This window comes from Pandoraea faecigallinarum, assembly GCF_001029105.3.
GTDB classification, from domain to species: domain Bacteria; phylum Pseudomonadota; class Gammaproteobacteria; order Burkholderiales; family Burkholderiaceae; genus Pandoraea; species Pandoraea faecigallinarum.
On sequence record NZ_CP011808.2, the window covers coordinates 25,533 to 45,607 of the forward strand.

15 protein-coding genes and 2 pseudogenes are annotated in these 20,075 nt (G+C 61.0%); 8 read left to right on the plus strand and 9 right to left on the minus strand.

What is annotated here, in order from left to right:
- Nucleotides 1-53: 53 nt before the first annotated feature.
- Nucleotides 54-1,661 carry a hypothetical protein gene (locus AB870_RS23170; protein ID WP_047909287.1) on the plus strand — a complete coding sequence of 536 codons (1,608 nt, stop codon included), beginning with the start codon at nt 54-56 and terminating at the stop codon, nt 1,659-1,661.
- Nucleotides 1,662-1,916: 255 nt separating this feature from the next.
- Here the strand turns inward: AB870_RS23170 and AB870_RS23175 are convergent.
- The 4 genes and pseudogenes from AB870_RS23175 to AB870_RS25850 form a co-directional block, all read right to left on the minus strand.
- Nucleotides 1,917-2,825 (minus strand): annotated as a pseudogene (locus AB870_RS23175) (integrase core domain-containing protein); the annotation flags it as partial.
- Between the two features lie 67 nt (nt 2,826-2,892).
- The gene (locus tag AB870_RS26850) at nt 2,893-3,123 is read right to left on the minus strand and encodes a hypothetical protein (RefSeq protein WP_047909288.1); all 231 of its coding nucleotides are present in this window, start codon (nt 3,121-3,123) and stop codon (nt 2,893-2,895) included.
- 144 nt (nt 3,124-3,267) lie between these two features.
- On the minus strand, nt 3,268-4,611 hold the full coding sequence (locus AB870_RS23185; RefSeq protein WP_047909289.1) for a soluble NSF attachment family protein: 1,344 nt from the start codon (nt 4,609-4,611) through the stop codon (nt 3,268-3,270).
- 302 nt (nt 4,612-4,913) lie between these two features.
- Nucleotides 4,914-5,426, minus strand: coding sequence for an AAA family ATPase (locus AB870_RS25850; protein ID WP_084664275.1), 513 nt, complete (start codon nt 5,424-5,426; stop codon nt 4,914-4,916).
- Between the two features lie 156 nt (nt 5,427-5,582).
- Here AB870_RS25850 and AB870_RS26555 point away from each other — a divergent pair, with 156 nt between their 5' ends.
- The 4 genes from AB870_RS26555 to AB870_RS23205 all read left to right on the plus strand — a co-directional run bounded on the left by AB870_RS26555 (nt 5,583) and on the right by AB870_RS23205 (nt 9,252).
- Nucleotides 5,583-5,735, plus strand: coding sequence for a hypothetical protein (locus tag AB870_RS26555; RefSeq protein ID WP_157112499.1), 153 nt, complete (start codon nt 5,583-5,585; stop codon nt 5,733-5,735).
- Nucleotides 5,736-5,987: 252 nt separating this feature from the next.
- Complete coding sequence (locus tag AB870_RS23195; RefSeq protein ID WP_071386912.1) at nt 5,988-6,341, plus strand: hypothetical protein; 354 nt, start codon at nt 5,988-5,990, stop codon at nt 6,339-6,341.
- Nucleotides 6,342-6,803: 462 nt separating this feature from the next.
- A complete protein-coding gene (locus AB870_RS26560) occupies nt 6,804-7,046 on the plus strand; it encodes a hypothetical protein (protein WP_047909292.1) in 243 nt (80 codons plus the stop codon).
- A gap of 121 nt (nt 7,047-7,167) precedes the next feature.
- Nucleotides 7,168-9,252 (plus strand): metallophosphoesterase family protein, encoded by a 2,085-nt coding sequence (locus tag AB870_RS23205; protein ID WP_047909293.1) that lies wholly within the window; start codon nt 7,168-7,170, stop codon nt 9,250-9,252.
- Nucleotides 9,253-9,546: 294 nt separating this feature from the next.
- Here AB870_RS23205 and AB870_RS23210 read toward each other — a convergent pair whose 3' ends face one another.
- The 4 genes from AB870_RS23210 to AB870_RS23225 form a co-directional block, all read right to left on the minus strand.
- Entirely contained in the window at nt 9,547-10,032 is a 486-nt protein-coding gene (locus tag AB870_RS23210; RefSeq protein ID WP_053059783.1) for a VUT family protein, read from the minus strand.
- Nucleotides 10,033-10,227: 195 nt separating this feature from the next.
- Nucleotides 10,228-12,048 carry an SLC13 family permease gene (locus AB870_RS23215; protein WP_047909294.1) on the minus strand — a complete coding sequence of 607 codons (1,821 nt, stop codon included), beginning with the start codon at nt 12,046-12,048 and terminating at the stop codon, nt 10,228-10,230.
- Nucleotides 12,049-12,450: 402 nt separating this feature from the next.
- Nucleotides 12,451-12,738 (minus strand): hypothetical protein, encoded by a 288-nt coding sequence (locus AB870_RS23220; protein ID WP_084664277.1) that lies wholly within the window; start codon nt 12,736-12,738, stop codon nt 12,451-12,453.
- A 1,097-nt stretch (nt 12,739-13,835) separates the two neighbouring features.
- A complete protein-coding gene (locus AB870_RS23225) occupies nt 13,836-14,891 on the minus strand; it encodes an IS481 family transposase (protein ID WP_047906141.1) in 1,056 nt (351 codons plus the stop codon).
- A gap of 240 nt (nt 14,892-15,131) precedes the next feature.
- On the opposite strand from AB870_RS23225, the gene AB870_RS23230 reads away from it, so the two are divergent.
- Nucleotides 15,132-15,578, plus strand: a complete 447-nt coding sequence (locus tag AB870_RS23230; protein WP_047909296.1) for a response regulator — start codon at nt 15,132-15,134, stop codon at nt 15,576-15,578.
- Nucleotides 15,579-16,149: 571 nt separating this feature from the next.
- Nucleotides 16,150-16,299, plus strand: coding sequence for a hypothetical protein (locus AB870_RS26565; RefSeq protein ID WP_157112500.1), 150 nt, complete (start codon nt 16,150-16,152; stop codon nt 16,297-16,299).
- A gap of 120 nt (nt 16,300-16,419) precedes the next feature.
- Here AB870_RS26565 and AB870_RS27225 read toward each other — a convergent pair.
- Nucleotides 16,420-16,542: pseudogene (locus tag AB870_RS27225) on the minus strand (IS3 family transposase); the annotation flags it as partial.
- 2,377 nt (nt 16,543-18,919) lie between these two features.
- Between AB870_RS27225 and AB870_RS23250 the strand changes: the two are divergent.
- Nucleotides 18,920-19,513 carry a restriction endonuclease gene (locus AB870_RS23250; protein WP_047909300.1) on the plus strand — a complete coding sequence of 198 codons (594 nt, stop codon included), beginning with the start codon at nt 18,920-18,922 and terminating at the stop codon, nt 19,511-19,513.
- Nucleotides 19,514-20,075 lie beyond the last annotated feature (562 nt).

Genomic DNA, 20,075 nt, shown 5'->3' on the forward strand with positions numbered 1-20,075 from the left:
GACACGCTTACCTTTTATCGCCGTCGATTTGCACATCTCACCCCAGGACGAATATGCGGTTCATCCCCTTTTCCCCTTTTGCACCAGACCAAGCGTCGCTGCTCCAGACGATGCTGAATGCTCAGCCAAAGCTTGTAAAAAACGAAAGTCTAGCCGGGGTCTGTGCTCACCTCGCTGAACGCTATCTCGGCAGCGCAGGCCACCCGGCAGAACCCTTGTCGATCTCGAGAGTCGGGGAGGATCAGCCCACGACCATCGATTTCACGGACATCTTAGACAAACCGTTCACGCCCGAGAAGCGCGGCCAGGCGGTGCTGGAGCGCATCGTTGAGCGTCTCATGCCGGCACTGCAAAGGAATGGTGCCGATGAGGAGGCAGCCCTTTGGGCAGCGCATCAAATAGCTGCCCAGTTGGGCGACCGGCAGTTCGCGACGCTGGAACAGACCGCCATCCAAGGCGCCACCGGTAATCGGATGAGGGGGGAGCCAGTCAGCGCAACGCACATTGCGCTCGAACCATGCGGTGAAGTACTAGTGCACAAGGCAACACATTGGGCGGGCTATGTCGATGACACAGGCAAGACCATCGAATTCGAAAGCAAGGGGCTTCCTGTGCTCAAGTTCAATTTTGTGACCGCCTTTTCCTTGTCGCTTGAGCGCGCCGATCGCCGCATACAACAAGCGGGAGATGGCGGAGCGGGAGCTCGCATGGTATTTGCCAATGCCGATGGGACGAAGCAGTTCGCACTGCACGCCAAGGTACAGCGCTGTTATCTGGAGACGCCTGACGCTGCTCTCAAAGCCATGCTCACGGGTCGCGCCACATCGCTTACGGATATCCTTCTCTACGGGACCGCGAGAATATTGGGTTGGGCGGGGATTTATATTGATCCGCCCGGTCCGCTCCATGACGCGCTCTGGGAACGTAGCCGTCCTCAAGATCCACGAGATGTCGTGCAGCAACCGCCTCTCAACCTTCTCAATGTTGCCACGCATCGGGTTCAGGCTTCCTATTCGGGTACACAAGAACGCGACGCAGCCCTCGCCCTAGGCGCGTACTGCCAATCGATGGCCAGCCGCCTGGTTACTCACTCACACACAAGAGCCCTCGTTGACGCTGGCAAAGTACAAGGAGAAAGAAAGGAAAAATTGCTGGCGAATTCTGGCGAGTATGGCGCTGACATCTATCGCGCCCGAAAAACAGCGAAGGAAATGGAATCGCGCACCGAACGAATGCTATACGTGCTGAAAAGTGCATTGAAAACTTCGTCGGGAGATTGCTTAGAGCTCGCATTGCTGACGTCCGTGATCATTCAGGAGAAAGCAAAACGCGTCCTGTCAGCACAAGGTTTTCCGAACGCAGACGTTCGCACTGAGATATACAAAGCCGATGAGCCCGGCGACCATGCATTTTGCGTCATGACCGTGCGGATCGACCCTTTCAAGTATCGGATTGCGGTCGATCCATGGGTACAGGTTTCCATGCCTTATGATCAATACGTGGATTATGTGAGGTCCCTTCCTGAGAATGATTTTCTTCGGAAAGACACCACTTTTTCCATCGCCGAAACGCAAAGCAAAATCATAAATTCCCCCGATTACAAGGCAGAAGCCTCAGCTGTTTTACAATATTATTTGTTGCGCTGGCGTAAGCCCCAATAAACGACTACCCGATTTCGGCTTTCATGAAGTCGTAAGCGATGCCATCCGCCCAATGGTATCGATTGTGGATTTAACCCGTTGCAGTTATCCGACACGCCCGTATGTCAACGACCGCGTCTCGACTTCCCACGTTTTTGATGATCATGTGGCGGTCATTGAGGAAAGCGCTAAATTATCACTGGGTTTCACCAAGTGAGAGGAGAGCTGAGATGGCGACATCGCTCAAAATAACGTGTGCGATCCGCAGACATCGTTTCACTTTTTGGAAGTCCGTTTCTCGGGTTCGACGGAAACCGTGTCGGCTATGGGGGCCAAGGTTTCCGACACGCGCCGATGATGTTCGCTGAGAATTTTGTCAACTCGCCATTCGCGGTGCCGAATTCGCTCTTTCCGCTCGTCGTACGTGCTTTCTCCCTGCTGTGCCAGAGGTGTGATTTCAATGAGCTCGGCGATGCGGTCAACAGGCGTCTTTCCGCCGAGTGAGCCATGGGGCCGACGCCAGTGGTCGTCGAACTGCTACGCTTCGATTCGTAAGTCGACTGCCTGCTCCGCCGGGGCATGCTGAAACCAGTACCCGTTCAGCTCAGTGAGCTGTGAGCGTTCGACTTTGCCATTGAGGTGCGGCGAACGCGGTGGAACTGGGCGGAATTTTATGCACTCGCTTATCCGACGCCGCTGCACCGATTCAGCGAAGAACTCCCCACCGCGGTCGGTCTGGAGACGTGGGACCGGAAACGGCCTCTCCTCAATGACGCGATCGAGGAATAACAGCGTATGTCGGGCGTTTCTAAGAGCGTAGACGGCCAGCACACGAAAGCGCGAACAGTCGCCGATGGCCGTGAACGGGTAGACGCCTCGCGCACGCTTCATCGTGTCCCTCTGGACGCGGTCTGCGGGAACCGGACGACGGTAGCGCTTCGGCCGCGCAGGCCTTCCGGGGCTGCCCAGCGGCTTCACAGACGCTTCGCACAGAACTTTGTGAATGGTCGCGAGGGATCGCTCTCTTTGCTCGTACAGACGCATTTCGCTCTGAATCCGCCGCGTCCCCTTGCGCTCAGTGCGCAGGCGAAGCATCGTTGCCCGATCTGCGTCAGAAACCTTTCGATTCAGGCGGCTCAGCGGGCGACGGCTTTGCAAGCGAAGACCGTCTTCTCCGACTGGCTGAGGCGGCGTAAAGTCGTGGACCAGCCAAGTGGTCGAGCGACGCGATGCGCTAAAGACGCGCGAGCGTTCAGAAGGACAGGCCAGTCTGCCCGCGCCAGCCGGATTGTTCCGCGTCTCGGCGTGCGTTTTTCGCCTTCTTCGCTTCCTCAGCCCGCGCACGGGCTCGTGCCGCCCGCTTGGGCAGACCAGCCTCGTCGTAAGCTTTTGCTGCCTTCTCGTAGGTTTCGACAGCTCGGTTGTCCTGAGACGCTCGCGCGGCGGCCTTCTGCGCCTTCTCGTTGGCTCGTACGGCCAGCAAGGAAACTGCTGTGGCCTGCTCGTGCAGACCAGCGTCCGCGTAGGCTGTTCTCGCCTCCTCGTAGATTTTCGCGGCCCGCGCGTAGCCTTTTGCGGCCTCCTTGGCGGCTTTTTCGGCCCGCTCGTAGGCTTCCGCCCTCGTAGGCTATTGCGACCTCGAGATACTTAGGCGCTCGCTTCTCATCTTCCGCAGCTCGCCTGTGACTTTCCGCGTCCCGCTGGTGGGTTTTTCGGCCTGCTCGTGGGCTTGCGCGAGCCGCTCGGTGGCTATCGCGGCCAGGTCGCGCCGCCCCGCGCGCGTGTAAGCTGTTACCGCCTTCTCGTAGACTTCGACAGCCCGCGTGTCGTGAGAAGCTGAGTAACCTTGCCCTGCCCTCATGTAAGCGTTTGCGGCCAACTCGTACTTGCCCGCGTTCTCGTAAGCTTGTGCGGCCCGCTCGTCGACTTGCGCAGCCAAACTATGCAGTCCGAGCGGCTTCGCCGCGTGCTCTTTTGCGGCCATCTCGTAGGTTGTTCCGGCCATCTCGTAGGCCGCGCGAGCGTCGCTGGCCATCGCGAAGGCCTTTTGGTCCAGACCAGCCCGGTTGTCTGCTTTCGCGGCCTGCTCGTAGGCCGTCGCAATTTGAGTGCAGATCTGCGCGACCCTCATGTAGGTGTTTGCGGCCTCCTCTTGCCGGCCGCCCTGCATATAGGCCGCTGCGGCCTGCGCATAGGCGGCCGCGACCTGCTCAGGCAAACCGGCGTCGTCGTAGATTCTCGCCGCCATCTCGTAGGCTTCTGCAGCCAGGCTGTGCCAATTGGGCCGGGTGCCGGGTGCTGCGACTTCCAAGTCGCTTTTTGCGGCGTGCGTGCAGGCTTGTGCAACGCTCAGGTAGATGGCTGCGGCCAGACGGGGTTCACCAGCCTGCGTGTAGACTCCCGCGACGCTCGCGCAGATTTCTAGGCCATGCGCGTACCGTCCGTCCCGCGTGTAGGCGACTACGGCCTGTGCGTAGGCGTCCGCGGCCAGCTCGTCGCACTCTGAGGAGGGGTCGTCCCCCCCCTTACCGAGATACATCGCGCCAGCCATACAATATCTGTCCGACTCCGCGAGGAATTGTAAAAACTCATGGTTTTTAGGCTTTGCGCCAAAGGTTTCCAGCAGCGCAGCTATCCCGCTGGGCGAGAGTCGTCCGGCCAGCGTGTTCACTGCCTCTTGGCGGCTTCCCGGAATCCAGTGAGTTTTCTGCTTCCGGTCATCCGCGAGCTTGCAAAGGGTTAAGGTGGCGAGGGCGCGCAGGTTCGTGGTTTTATCGCCGAGGTGGAACACCCAGTCGCAGAAGCTGTCAAACCCTCCCATGTGGGTGATTTTGTCATAAGCCGCGAGGACGGCGTCCTCATCATCGAATTTAAGGTCGGCCAGCGCAACCTCGAACTCCTTGTGCCGGTCAGGAGACACGAGGGGGACGGTACGAAAGAATCGGCGAATTGTGAGAAGACCGTCTACCATAAGTGAATTCTTGCACACGCCGCAGGAATGTCGATGGCGACCCACATGAGCCGCCATCCGCACGACGCCATCTTGGCGCCGCGCGTGTAACGCTTGCGAAAAAGCGCTGCTTCCGCGGTGCCGTTGCGCAGACCGTGACGACAGTCATGCGGTCATTGTCCACATCCCCGGTCCGCGCGGCCTCCGGCGGACACCTGAATTCGTTCCCGACGCGCGCTTCGGCCCGTGGGCATCGATGGCCTTCGTCTGCGCTGTGTCGGCGAAAAAGACGGCGCGAGGGCGTGCGGCCTCAATGATCTTCATTATGTCCAGTATTGGCGCGCGCGTTTCGCGCCCGCCTCGTCAATGAACACGACCGGCTTGCCGTCGATATGCTTGTCTTTGGCCTTGAGCATCGATTGCCGTGTGCGGGCCTCGATGCGTTCGCCTTCAAGGGCCGTCTTCTGGCTCCCGTAGGGCGCAAGCGCCGTCACGCGGTAGCCGCGTTCCTCGAGTCGCGCCTTTGCCGAATGTGTCATGAAACTTTTGCCAATGCCCGCGAAACCGGGCACGGCCATCCATCGGTTGCGCGTATCAGCGATGCGCACAACGGCCTGCGCCCGCTCGGGGATCCCGCAGGAAGGAGCCTCGACACGAGGCTCGGCGCGCCGCGCAAAAACCCGCCCCGACACTTTTGCGACCGAGACCGCCTGCACGCGGGTTTTACGCACGACTTCCAGGGGGTTCGCCCGCCGTACCCCGGCGAAGAGCGCGCCGTCCCGCTCTCGAGAGGCTGTCCAAGCCAGGGTGTGTGGGAACGTCGGCAGGCCACTCATCAGTTATACCGCACCGCCAAGCGGCGACAGCTGCCGCACCGAGGGGGAGGCCACTGTGATTTATCTCAGGTGACGGCGAGTGGGCCCCCCACTATTCTGGCGTCGCGTCAACAGCCACCGTCTTGAACCGCACGTCTTTGAAGTAGGAGATACCTCATGTCTGAACTCCTCATGGCGGAATCCACGCTCCGCGACGAACTTGGCAAGTTTTTCATCCCCACCGGAGATGCGTTCACGTCCTTTGTGCCAAGCGTCGTCGAACACGTCCAATATGCCGCTCAGTATGTGGCGGCCATGGGGATCGGCTGACGGGCACACGCACGCGCGTTGCGAGGCGAGCGGCGCGGCACCGTCGGCGCCGCGCCACTCACGACAGCCGGTGTGCGCCAAAGTATCGGCTCGCCTGATTGCAGGGGAAGAGCCAACCCGCTGGCGCGATAAGCAGCTTCGCCGACGGCTACGGGTCATCGCGCTAGCAGCACTGATGACCGTCGAATTCTATGAGGGTCTGGTATCTCTGCTGTTTAGGGTTAAGCAGACGCTTCACAACGATTCAACATCATGAGTATCAAATCAGCCGCACCCGCGGTAATCGCAATCGCCATTTTCGCGGCCGCATCGGCGGGATGCGCCAAAGACCCGTGCCAGTCCCTCCTTTGCATGACGGGGAAAGTGCAGGGTGGGATCATCGGCAATGGCAGCATCAAGGACGGTTGCGCCCAAGGCATCGCCGATTTCGAGTCCATCATCAAGATGCGCGACGGACACATGGACCGTGCCGCGACGGCTGATGCCCGCCGCGCCTATCTGAATTCGTGCGGCGACGCGGCGTCCAACGCGGCAGCCATCGACGAGATTATTTCTCGTTTCGGAACTGCCACCCTGGAAGGGGATCCAGGCCGGGACCGCCGATAAGGATATCGCCCTCGTCTGCCTCTTCGAGTCCGCGCTCGGCGCACGCAAAAGCGGGAAATGCCTGCCCCCGTCATCGAGGTCGCCACGCCGCCACTCGCGCACTTCGGACATTCACGCAGAAGCACCATCAAGAGCGTTTCGCGCCTGGGGCATACCAATGCCTGCGCGTCGCCTTCTCGAACGGCTTTCCAAAATCGCGGTTGACTGCGTCGCAAGCCGGGCACCGCGTCGCAGTAGTTTCGTGCTTCGACGGCTGCGACGCACACTGCGAGGCCACCGCCCCTCGTCAAGGCCTACTTCGAGCCCCACTTCGAGGCCCGCGCCAGCGCAGACCGGCAGGCCCCCCCCTCCTCTGCCTGTCGCGCCGGCCACTCACTTCAGGTGTCCACCCGATGGCAGCGACTCAGCGACGCCCGACAATAAGCGCAGGGCGTCGCGGCGTTTGCCGCGCGCGTCACCGCCATGGAGCTCGCGCACAGCGCCCGCGACCTCGTGTGCTCGACGCCAGCAGGCTTGGGCACCCGCACGCAAGATCGGCTGGCCGCCTTCGTGTACAACACGATCGCCACCGTGCTTGGCGGGCGTGCGTTGCTGCGCGACGACAAGCGCGCGCACCCCGGCGACGCTGCCGCGCAGCATCCACTCGGTGACCGGCGCCGCGCTTGGCGCCAGGCCGAGCGACCCGGCGAACACCGGGCGCTGTGAACAGCTTGCCGCCCCGCGGGGTTTGCCTGACGTCCCGCTGTGCAGCCGCGTATGTCGCGCCAATGGGCTGGGCCGTGCGTGCCTAGCGCCCGTTCTCTTCTTAGCATCCCTGACCCGAACCATGGACGTGGAGTTCAAATTGCACCGAGCGCCCCGGCTCCGGCCCCAGGAAGGCGAAAACCCTGACGAGTCGTATGCGAAGACAGTCGATGTGACCAGCCAGGCACTGAATGACCTTAAGTCGGAACTGCCCACGTTTGTCGCGCAATTACGGACGGCCCTGGAGGACGTGAAGGATGACGGGCGCAGCCACGACCTTGTCAGTCTGCAGGACTGCCAAGACAAGCTGGCCAAGCTCGAGGCTGCGCTCAAAGACGTGACGCCCGAGCACCCCATCGGTAACCGTGATGCGCCGGAGCGGGCCAAACCCACCTTTGAATCATTGTTTGAATCACTGTCTGGCGCGGCAGCCGCGTTGGACAAGGTTCGTCAGGAAATAATGGATAAGGGCAAGCAAATGGAGCCGCAGGCGCCGGGTTGGGCGACAAAGTTGCTCAAGAAGGTGGGCGCTTTCCTGGGTCTTGTCGTCGCCGCGTGTGTTTTCGTGGGCGTTTTCGTTGGTGTATCGCACCTCGCCATTCCGCTCACAGCGGCATACGCGCTCGCCGGCACGGCGGCGACGCTCATCGCTGCCGCGGGCATCGCGTCACAATGCAGCGCGGCGAGTCGCCTGACCGACTACGCCGCCCGTCAGGTCGAGTACGCCAACCGCCAAAGGGCGTACGCTGAGTACCAAATGGACAACGCCGAGCCGCTACAGGCGCGGGACGCGCAACTCAACAGCCTCAGAGCGTTAATGATTCGTGCGGAAAGGGATCTGACGATTGCCAATATTCAGGGCCTGCTGACGGAGAAAGCCCGCCAATATTTTTCCGCCCTGCTCACGCCCTGCGAAGTTGACTCGTTGGGCAACCCGTTGGCAGCGGGTGAGCGAACTGGCCGCGGCCCCAAGACGGTGGCGTTGGGTGATGGCGATGGAAGTGACTTTCGCGTGCTGCTGGCAGCGATTTTGAGCGGCCACGTGTCGCTCCCCGCAGAGGAGCAAGCTGTTTTGGCCAAGTGCCTGCAGGCGGAGGCGGATTGCCGACGAACACCTGACGGACTTATAGCGTTTCAGAAAAATGGAGACCTTCATGCGGCATTGGACCGCCTGGCGCACCAGGCGGTCTACCGAGACGGGCTCGATACCCTAATATTTATCGGTGATGTATGTCACGACAGATTTTCGACGAACAGGGACGCCAGTCGCGTCATCCGAGAGGCCCTGCACGCGCGTGGAGCCGTCTTTCTTCTGGGCAATCACGACGATTATCGCTCGACGGCGGCGAACGATTCCGAAAAAACGCCGATGTTTGGCGACTTTGCCAAGAATAAAGAAACCGCTAAGGTGTGGCACCAGCACCAAAAGGACGTCTTTGTACGCATTTATTACTCGCCGGACACCGGCCTGTTAGGCGTGCACCACGGACTACGTTTGGCACCGGGCCCTACCATCCAGACCCCGTGGGGCTTTGTCAAATTCACCGACAACCCAGAGGTGCTCGTGAGGGCCATTCAAAACAACGATTTTCTGCCCATGCCAACCGCCGCGCGCGATCTCACCCTCCACCAAAAAATCCAGTTGCTGATGTCGTTAAGCGAAGATGATGCGGAACGTCTGAACGTTGACTTGAATGACATGGAGCGCACGCTGCCCGCCTGCACGGCCGCCGGCTGGGACGAGAAGGCCGAGAAAGAGGTGAAAGAGTGGTTAGAGGACGCAGAGAGGAATTTGCTCGGTGGCTGGACAGCGGTGTTGGAGCGCTATCATTCCGACGAGCACAAGGTTTTCCAGCTAACCAATTTCCGGCCCACTATTGCACAGACTCGGGCACTGGCCAAGGCCTTGAAGAACCCCGACCGTCCGGTAACCTTTCTCAAAGGCCATCATGAGTACCAAGAAAGCGGCGATCAGGTGATATCGGGCAATGCGCGCGCAAAGGCTGTCGCGTTCCGTCCCGTTGCATACGCGATCCTTTGCGGCCCCGCCCCGCCGCCCGGGGCGGAGAACCCCCTGGCCAAACGCGCAGGCAATCCGTGGGAAGCATTGCCGCGCTTCCCCGCTGAGAAATTGGTCCGGGAGTCGAGCGGGAAGGTGGCCGGTTGACGCACAAAGCACTGCCGCCTTGACGGTATGCCAGCGCTTCATCGGGAACAGCCCCCGTGAATCCATGTCCGACGCCATCCTCAAGCAGGACACATCCAGAGCAACCCGGTCGGCGTGCCGGCCAGGATCCGGCAGACGGACTGCCGTGCAAAAGGCCCGCGACAAGAAAGAGTACACCGCCGCAATCCTCACGCCATCACGACGTACGGCTTTCCCTCGGGCTTGCCCCACAAGCGCGCTCCCCGGCTCCCACAGGCAAGCGCCGATGTGATGGCATGATGTGCCCCGCCACCCCTAGGCGGGTCGTGCGCGGCGAAATACGAGCCACGACCAGATCGCGCCCCCCGCCACCTTGGCAAGGAACTGTAAGCCTGCAATCGTCGGGAATACCGTGCCGAACGCGATCAGAGGGAAAATCAAAGAATCGAGCGCTGCGCCGGCAACGTTCGCGCCATTCGCACGCGCCAGCACCGGATAGCGCCGCGTACTTTGAAACACGACGGCACTCGCTGCGGCCGCCGCACTAAACGCCACGAGCGAGGCCACGGAAACGATCCCCGAGGCCGGATTGAGCAGATAACTGATGATCCCCGCACCAGCGATAAGGCCGGCCATGCGGGCCCACAGCGCACGCCCACGCCAGTCCAGATGCAGCCGGTCCCGGATAGCGAGGTCAAGACCAATCAGCAGGAAAGCGTTGAACGGCGTGGAGACAGGGCCGAAATGCGCTACGCTCAGATTGGCCGCGGCGACGGCCGTAATATAGATCAAGACGTACATAATTTCGTTGTAACCCTTCGTTTTCACAGACTGGTGGCGTGACGCGTGGGATTCGCGGGCGTCGTTTCGCTCAGGCGGTATCGGCAAGTCGGCGATTGGCCGAGCGCGGGAGCGCGTGATGTCGTGGCGAACGCGGCTGGCGTCCGACGGATGCACTTGGCCGCCGTTGCGTGTCTGCCCGCACGCCATCGGCCATCACATCGGCCAAAAAATCGGCACGAGCGCGACAGTGATAACCCCAGCAATCACCGCCATGGGCGTGCCGATCCTGATGAAGTCCCACAGCTTGTAATTGCCCGCACTGCTGACCAATGCGTTGACCGGCGTTGCGATGGGCGACATGTATGAGGCGCTCGACGCAATAGCCACGGTAATCGCGAACGGGTACGGCGACCAGCCCATATGCTCGGCCATCGTGACCGCGACCGGCGCCATGAGCACCACGGTCGGCGTGCTGGCGATCACCATCCCGACTCCGAGGGTCAGCGCAAACACGGCGGCCACCATGCTGCGCGGGCCCCACTGGCTCGTGACCTGCACCAGCGTGTTGACCACCAGATCGACACCTCCGGTGTGCTGCAAGGCGATCGCAAACGGCAGCATCCCGACGATCAATATGATGCTGCGCCAATTGATCGCACGATACGCAGAGTCCAGCGTGACACAGCCGAACAACCCCATAAGCAGGCAGCCCACCAGTCCCGCGAGCGCGGTGGGCACCCCCGGGGTGAGCATCAAAATTACCGTGAGCGCCAGACAGCCGAGCGCCTGAAGCGATTTGTGAGGCACGGGCACCAACGTTTCACTCTCGACGGGCATCGCCAAACATACGATGTCGCGCTCGACCGACTGCATCGCGAAGATGCTGTTCCATGTTCCCACGACCAGCAACGTGTCACCGACTTTCAGACGCACCGTTCGCAGCCCTTGTTTGATCGGCCCTCGCCTGCGACGCAGCCCCACAACGGTCACGCCGTGACGTTGCAACACCGATTTGCTCGCCAACACGCCGATCAGCCGGGAGTCCGGTGGCACGATCACTTCGGCCATGCCGACGTCGTGCGTCTGATCCATGAAGTATGCGCCCGACATCGGCAGTTCGGACAGGCCGTAATGTGCACAGAACGACCCGACATTGAACGCGGCCGCGTCCGCGTCGAGCAGCAACACGTCGTCCGCAGCGATCGTGGTCTGCGCCGTGCCCAACATGACGAGCTCGCCCATGCCAACGTATCGCTCCACGGCGACCACGTGGGCGCCGCCGTCCCCATAGTCCAGATCGAACGTGCCAAGCGTCTGCCCCACGAGCGGCGAGTCGCTCCCCACGCCAAGCCGGAACGCGCGACCGGCAAGCGAATAGCGCTCGACCCATGCTTGCATCGTCGGGCGCGGCTGGGGGCTTGACACCTTCTTGCCGCTCAGCGAGCGCCGGGTGACCAACATGTAAGCAATGGCGGCGATGAGAATCGGCCCCCCGACGCACGACAAGGCAAAGAAACTGACGCCTTCATGGCCGCGATAGATCAAGGCGCTATTGGCCACGAGATTCGACGACGTCGCCAGCGTCAGCATGCCGCTCGTCATTGCCGCAACCCCAATCGGCATGACGAGGCGGCTATAGGCGATGTTCGACTTGCGCGCGATGTTCAGCACGATGGGCAGGAAGATCACCACAACGGCCGACGGGCTCATGATGGCGCCCAGCATGCCGACGATGCCCATGAGCAACGCGACAAGCCGCGACTCGTTCGCCGCGCCGCGCCGCACCAGATATTCGCCGAGACGATGTGCGACGCCGGCACGAACAAGACCGTCGCCGATCACGAAAAGCGTCGCAATCAGCAGGACGTTTGGATTCGAAAAGCCCGCGAGCGCTTGCGGCAGGCTGACAATGCCCAACGCGGGCAGCATCACGATCATGATCAGCGCCACGGCATCGGCGCGCGGACGCCCCACAATAAACATTACGAGGGCGCTGCATAGCAGGCCGAAGGTCAACAGGAGATCGCTAGGCATGGTGGGATGAGCTGTTCGATGTCGCGAAATAAAGCGGCGCGATACTCACGGCATGGCCTTGCCGGTGCGCGTATCGACGTACGGTTCCACAATGCGGAATGGTACCCGCCCGTCTGTGTCGACGGGCCGAAAACCTTGTCCAGTTCGAGGGCTCATCGACGCTTCGCTGGCCACCCTGCCGTCAACGTGGTGGCGAGGCGCGAATGCCTACCACCTTTGGTACGACCTTAAGCGCGGCGCAGCGAATGTTGTGCTGTCATTGTGGGCAAACGCGCATTAGCCGCCCACGGGTAAATACTTGAGTGTCCGTCCTCGCGATCCCAATTCCCCCGATCGCGCGAAAATCCTGGGTCCCCATGCGCAGTCAGGCTCAACGTTTGTGTGGCAACGCCTGACCGGCGCTCAGTGCGGTCTGAGCGCGGCGCTTATGAACACGTGGAGATGATCGAGATAGGCGTCCACATCGGGATTGCGCTCCTCAGTCACGGCCTGCTGCACGGCTTCGGCACTCCAAGGAACCATCGTGACCGCGTTGTTGATGGCATTGAGAAGATCACGAAAAGCAACGCCGGCAAAACGCGAATGGAGTTGCTCGGTTCGCACGACATAGGCAACAAGCATCGGCGATAAGCATCCAATGTTCGTCAGGTCCGTCGGATCCTCGATCGCACCGAGTTCCTCGTACGTCATTTGCTTGATTTCCTCGAAAGTTAGCCGTGCCATATCGAATTGTTTTTTCGGTTAGCTGGGTTTGGCGAGCACTCGCGCGACCTGCGTTTCGCGCTCGCATTGTTAGGGGCAATCCCCGGGCCCCTCGGGTGTCATCTGGTCGTCTCGCCGCGCGCCGTCGCATTGTCCTGCGCGAGCCGAACCACGGTGGGGGACTTGCGGTTATTGTCGGCCGCCTCGCCAAGGCCACCATCAGGCGGACACCTGAAGTGAGCCGCGTCGGGTGAGATTTCCGAACCGTCGGAGGCTGGCCAGTATCGACGTCTTCGCACAGCGCCTCGGGCGCATCGCCCGGGGCCCCCCGATGGCCCGTCGAGCCCACGCCCGCGTGAGCCCGCCTAGGTGCGAACCGCAGCAGAGAGGCTGGATGACTTTTCTTCGGCATGAAGAACCGGATGGCAGAGAAACCGGTACCGAAAAAGCCCTACACGGGGGCGTCCCCGCCATTGCCACTGGCTGCTTGGCGTTTTTCCGCCAGCTCAAGCATGGAATGGCCAGAGATGGGATTGGCGGGATAGACCAAACTGAAACGGACACTCCGAATCACAGGTTCGCTCTTAGAAGCTCTAACAAAATGATTTCCTGAGATGGCGCCAGCAGATGATGCAACCAGCCATTTTCAGGAAATCATTTTGTTAGAGCTTCTTAGGGTGCGTCACTGACAGCGACCTGCCAGGCGGGTCATGCCACCGCTGCCCCCATGCGCCGCCGCGTGCGCTGGTGCCCGTGTGCAAGCGCGAGAGGCCCGAGGAGCATCGCGACGGCGCATCTCAGGTGTCCACCTGATGGTGCCCATGGCGGTGGCGCCGACAATGACAGCAAAGCATCCCCCGCCGCGGGGATGAAAATATCCCAAGAATGTTGTGCATTTTCGAAAGCCCGATGTCGTTACCGGGATTCGTCGCCCTCTGATGTCGCAACGAAGACATCGCAACCGGTGCACCAGCCATGGGAAGCCGACAATGCACGTCGATGGGCGGCTGGCGCGGGAAACCTACCGCGTCTTCAAACGATAAACTGTATTAGCTGAGACTTGATCTGACAGGTAGTCGGAAGGATTAAGCGGTCACGGCAGCTGAATGAGGAATGAGTTTCTCCTTGGCGAGCGAGAGAGAATCGAGGAAAGTCTGCATGGGCGTCTTGCCATAGCACCATCGACCTTGATGTTCTCGCCGCGTGTTGTACTCGTCAAGCCAGTGGTCGAGGTCGGCCTGCAGTGCGGGGATGCAGTCGTAGATTTTCCTGCGAAAGGCGATGCGATAGAACTCGTTGAGCATCGTCTTGTGCAACCGCTCGACGATACCGTTGGTCTGGGGCGACCTGGCCCGAGTACGGGTGTGGTCGATGTTTTCCACCGCCAGATAGAGCTCATACTCGTGATGCTCGGGGTTACCGCAATATTCGGTGCCACGATCGGTCAGGATGCGCATAAGCGGGATGCCGTGGCTATCGAAGAAGGGCAGAACGCGGTCGTTGAGCAGATCAGCCGCCGGCAGTGGCGTCTTGCGATCGTAGAGCTTGGCGAATGCGACCTTCGAGTAGGTATCGACGAACGTCTGCTGGTAGACCCGGCCCACCCCTTTGAGCGTGCCGACGTAGAAGGTGTCCTGAGCGCCGCAGTAGCCGGGACACTCTGACTCGAATTCGCCGTGCGTTTCTTTCTCAAGCTTGGCCCGCTCGAGCGAGGCGAGCTGGGTCTCGGTGAGCACCAGCCCTTCCTGCGCAGATTTGGCCTCCAACGCCGTCAGGCGTTTGTTCATGGTCTCGAGGTCGTGACGTAGCCAGATGCTGCGCACGCCCTGAGGCGAGACGTGCAGCGCATGACGCTTGAGCACCTCATTGGCGATGCGGATCTGGCCGTACGCGGGCAACTCCAGGGCCAGCTCGACCACTGCGGCTTCGACCTGCGGATCCACGCGATTCTTGGGCTGCGGGCGCCGCCGAGAGATTTCCTGCAGGGCGGCTTCGCCGCCCGTCTCGTACAGTTCTTTGAATCGGTAAAAACTGTCGCGTGAATAGCCCATCACGCGACACGCTTGACTGACATTACCGAGCTGGCGGGCTAGCTCGAGAATTCCGACTTTGGCACGAATGACTTTCTGATCTTGCGTCATGGTGGACTCCTTGCGGTTCAGGGACCGCAACGTTGCCGTCACTGGATGCGACGAACAACGCTGTGCCCCGGGAGAAACCGACAGCTGTCAGATTTAGTCTAGGCTATTACAGATAAACCGACCAGCCGGCGGTCCCGCGGACTCGCGGGCGGTAGCGCATTGACGCTATCAGCCTGCGTTCGCACCGCCCGCGAAGCCCGCGACATGAGACCAGAATTTAATCGCCTGCCAGGGAATGCCATGCCCAATGCTTCGATTCGAATTGCCATCGCTGACAATCATCCCGTTGTTTTGGTCGGGCTCGCGCAGGAGTTGCGGGCGCTCCAGGACGTCGAAGTCGCCGTCATGGCGCAAAGCTCGGACGAATTGATCCGGCAATTGAATGAACGCCCGTGCACCGTGGTGTTGACGGACGATACGTTGCCCGACCCTCAGGCCAAGTGCGGCGGGGGCTTGCTCGCGCTGTTGCGCGCGAGTTATGCCGCCGCCACGGTTGTTGTCCTCACCATGGCAGACCATCCGGAGGTGATTCACGCGTTACGCGAGCAGGGCGTGGCCCACATCGTCAGCAAGTCCGATGCCACCGTTCATATCGCTCGTGCGGTCGAGGCGGCACGTACGGGGCGTCCGTACTTGTCGCCGAAAATCACAAAAATCATCGACGAGAGCGGGCGGGCCGCCGCATAGAGGCGGCGTCCCCTTCGGCACGAGGCCGAAGTCTCGCGCTTGCCTGTCTCGGGCCTGACAGTCAACGCGCTGGCGGCGCGACTCAATCGCACGACGCGCCACGGAACGCGGCAAAAAAGACGGCAGTGAGAAGGCGCGGTCGAACACGTGATATCGATGGAAAAATAACGTTCCGAGATCGCTTCGCATCGCCTCGAGAGGGAACCCGTTCTCGTCGAAACTTGTGAATTTTCGATCTTTTTTCGCGAGCCCGATGAGAACCCTCTTCCCGCCAGGCAAGCGGCGAGTGTAGCAACGCAACGATAGCCGTGTCACCGGGACACGACAGCATCTCACACGTCTGACTAATCGTGCTGCGGCGGCTGGCGGCGTCTGAACACACCCATGCGCGCACGCTCGATGGCCCACCCTGGGGCAGGGGGGATCATCGGTGGCGCGACTTTCGACGACTTGTATTTATCGCAGTTTCGCACGCGACGGGCGACGAGGATACTTCAGGCAACGGCTAACGCAACACGCCAAAAGCCGCCCCATCCACACTGCACCACTGCCTTGATTCAGGAGAAACAGCATGCTTGCCTTCATCGTCTACGGCATCCCCGCCTGCCTCGGTCTGCTCGGCATCCTCGCGCCGGTCCTCGAGAACCTGCTCACCCCCGACGCCTGCATCGACACCGGCATGCAATGCGCCATCACGGTCGGTCATGTCTTTGGCTACTGATCCCGGCGGGGCCTCCCCCCACCGGCGCGCTGCGATCAGCGCTTGGCAGACCTCGTCCGGGGCCTCGTCCGACTCGCTCGCCTGATTTGCGTCTTATCGGGCGTGACCGCCTTGACCCCGCTTGTAGAGGCTGTGCGCCGAGACGCCAACACGGACAGATACCTCTGCTATGAAGTGGCCCCGCGCGACGGTCGAACGGACCGCTTCTTCCTCATGCTCGGGTGTCAACCGTTCTTCACTCATAGACTTCCTCCCAGGCGCACACCTTAGGCCAGGGGTGCTTACGCGCCCGCCAGCAGGTCAGTCGTTATTTGACCGGCTCCGGTTGTCAGACCGAGGGCGCGACCAGCAGTGTCAGAATAGGCTTGGGTTCACGCGCCGAGCTCGCGGTTCCCATCACGTCCACCCTAGTGTCTTCGGCCCAGGCATCCGTGGCCCTCAGAATCGGAACTGCGCCATGCGCCAACGCTGCGCTCAACGCGAGATTGAGGCCGTGCCGCCTCGTTCTGCGCGGCGGTGGCAGCAGTATTACGCACGCGGAGTATCCGCAGCTTCCGCCCACGTCGCTCACCGCCTGATCGGTGGTGTCGCCTGCGATGGAGAACTGCTCGGTTTGGCCTGGAAAAGGTCCGTGGACGACGCGTGGCCACTCAACCCTTTCGTTCATCGGGGAAACGGCTCGTCCGCATGAAGACTTGGCACGCTTCTCGTCAATCCGGCGCGCCTAAGGTCCTGGAAGTGGTCACCGATACCCCCGAATCAGGTCTCCGCGCGCGGCACGACCCCGGCATCGATCGGGCCTTCCTGCTGGGACACCCTACGGATCGCTTCCGACTGCGGGTAATACCTGGTTCGTGAGTGGAAACCAGCCGCCGAGGACCCGCTCATTCACCGCGGTCCAACGATCAAAAGACGCTCGGCATACGATGATGTCGGCTCCCTTACGCTCACGCACGATCCGGCAGCCATCGGGTAGTGGCGCCGTCACAAGAATCTTGGGAGGCACCGCAGCTGCGGCCGCATACGCGCTCAGAGAGATCGCCGCGTTGCCCGACCTGGCGCAAACGACGGCTGTCTTTCCGATGCCGATAGCTCTCGCCAGGGCCAGCGGCGTCATTCTCTCCTGGCTGCCCTTATTGACCAGATGCATAGTCTCGATGCCGGCGAAGAATTAGGCTGCCGGCTCGAAAGATTTGAACCCCCTCGTCGTTCTGACGCATCGCTTGATGGCTCGATGGTCCTGATCGACGAGGTGGTTGCGCTCGTTGTTCTGGCGGATTTCGTGGGGTGTCTTGCATGGGCGCCCCGCGCCTGTGGCGCGGCGCAGTTCATACCGCTTTCGTCAACGGTGCCGGCCTACGGCGCGCCCCCGCGTTGCCCGCCGCCCCGTAAAGGTATTTCCCCTGGCCTCGGGTCCGTACATAGATCTGCTCCATGCGTGGGCTGTCGCTGATGGTGCGTAGCCGGCCACGCATCGCCTTCTCGAAGACCGGCAGCGATTTTGTCACCCAGCGATGGTTCGTCGACGGATCTACCGCCACACCTCGCTCGGCCATCCTCCCCGCCAAGCCTCGCTAACTCCCCGCATCGGCTACGTACCGGCCACGCACTGAACACTCATGTCCAATGGATTGTCCAACCGCGACAAAACCCGTGGCGATGTCGGCGGACACCGGCTTTCTCGACGGTTTCGCTGCGCAATTCGTTGACTTACGCTTTCGACGCTCGCAATCGCTACGTCTACCCAGCTGTCGCTATTGCGGCACGACCGTGATTTTCACCCGGGCGCCCCTCAACCGCGCGGCCAGCCATACGACGAAGGGCTAATTGTAAATGATTCTCATTTTTATTTGAATACTTGCCCTTCCGCGGCCGACGAGCTATCGGGCGGCGCGCTCTCCCTTTCGCCCGTATTTATCTCAGTTATGCCCACCAAGGTCGACCTCGATGCTGCGGCGAGCCGTCAAGGCAACACGGCGAATGCCGTCCCGCGAAGCGGTGAAGGGAAATCTCTTGTTTAGGGGCCATCGGCGGGAGATGGGGGTGATGTCGGCCGCGGAGGCTCGATCGGGAACGTCACTTTTCGCTTAATAAAACCATTTCCCACAGGGGGACCGTATGACGTGGTTGAAAACATCGAAATCCGTTAGTGCACAACTATCGAAATAGGAGCGCTAGTCATCATGGATACGCTTCTCTCGATTCTCGGCATTGTAGTGTCGTTGATCCTATTCTTGACCGGCTATCGACACACGGTGGGGCTAAGAAAGAGCGCATCGCGACGTGTAACGCAGAGATCGAAAAAGTGCTTTTGCGCCGGCGCATTCTGGAAAAATACGAACCGGTTCGACTCGATATTGAACGGCTGCTGGAAGGAGAGTCGCGCGAATTTCGGTTGTTGACAAGGGACCTACGTTCAGTGGCGCAGGTGTTAAACGCGCTATACGCCCGTATCGTGGAAAGCGATTTGCTGCCGTCAGACGAAAGAGGCGCGATGGTTGAGCGTATTCTCCCAGCGTTAGCGGAAAGCGAGACCAAGCAGGTTGACGTGACCAAGCGCGACATTCGAAAGTACGAGACAAATTCGTCGACGGCCACGCGCTAGCGCACGGTAGCGGTGATGGGGATTCTCGCATCGCTGGTCGGCGCGCTAGTCGCCGTGATTCCAAGCGGGACGAACATGGAAGCAACGACGCGCAGTGAGATAGTCATGACCGTGCGCGTGACCGCGATCGTGAGCCTGGCGCTGATTTCGTTGGTCGCCTCGGTTTACCGCTTTCGCACCGTTCAAGAGGATCTAGATAGCATGAGCGCCGAAATGGCGCAGTCTATGATCTTTGAGAGAAGTGTCTTTAAAACGCTGAAGAAATCTGGCGTCCGCGAGGTCAAGTTGGTCCTCGGCGACGCGCTGGGGGACTTCCTGGTCGACACGGGCGGACGGAGGTATTTGATTGAGGTCAAGCGCTGGCGCCATAAGGCTCCGATCTCTCTGCTCGCGCAACTGGCCAAGCGCCTGAGCGTATCGGCCAACGAGTCGGGCGCTCAGGAAAGCTTGGTCGTCACACCGCGCTCCCTGGGCCCCGCCGCTAAGCCTGGCCAGTTTCCAGGGGTCGTTTTTGTGACCGAAAAGCGTTTGGCCGCATACTTGAAGCAGCCCCCCGACGGTGTGCAGACTCCGGCCAAGCCGAACAAGTTGGCGGTCAACGCTGAATAGATGGCCGCTTGCTTCGGTTTGCGCACGGGCTTGAACATCATACCGTCAGCCATCGATCTTTCGGAAAAAGGGGGCTGATTGCTTTTTGGCGCTCGGCGCCGCCACTGACCCACCCGATAGCAGGGTGCGTCAGAGCGTCGCCTGCGCTCGGACGGGGGGCGGTCGATTCCCGCGCTGAGCACGTGGCGCTGCGCTTAGAGAGAAGGCTCGGGGCCGCTCGGCCTGATCGCAAGGTCTCATGCGGCCTTGGTGCACGGGCTCAGGCACTCGCGTGTGGGTAGGTTTTTCTAATGCCGTGGGCGCACGGCTAGTTTCAACGAGAGGCTTGCGCTCTCGCTCGGGGTTGTGCCCGTCGGCGTCCATAGTATGGACGCAAGCCCCCAGGAGCCGCGACGCTCGTTTTTGTGGGACCCTCTCATCCCCCCAGAACCCACCCTGGGACGCCCAAGATTAGAGAGCCCGTCCATAGTATGGACGCGTCCCTCAACGAGCGATTCCACCGACATTCAACGGTGTCCACCAATCTCACGCGATATCGTCGCGCGCCCGGCGCCCTTCAACA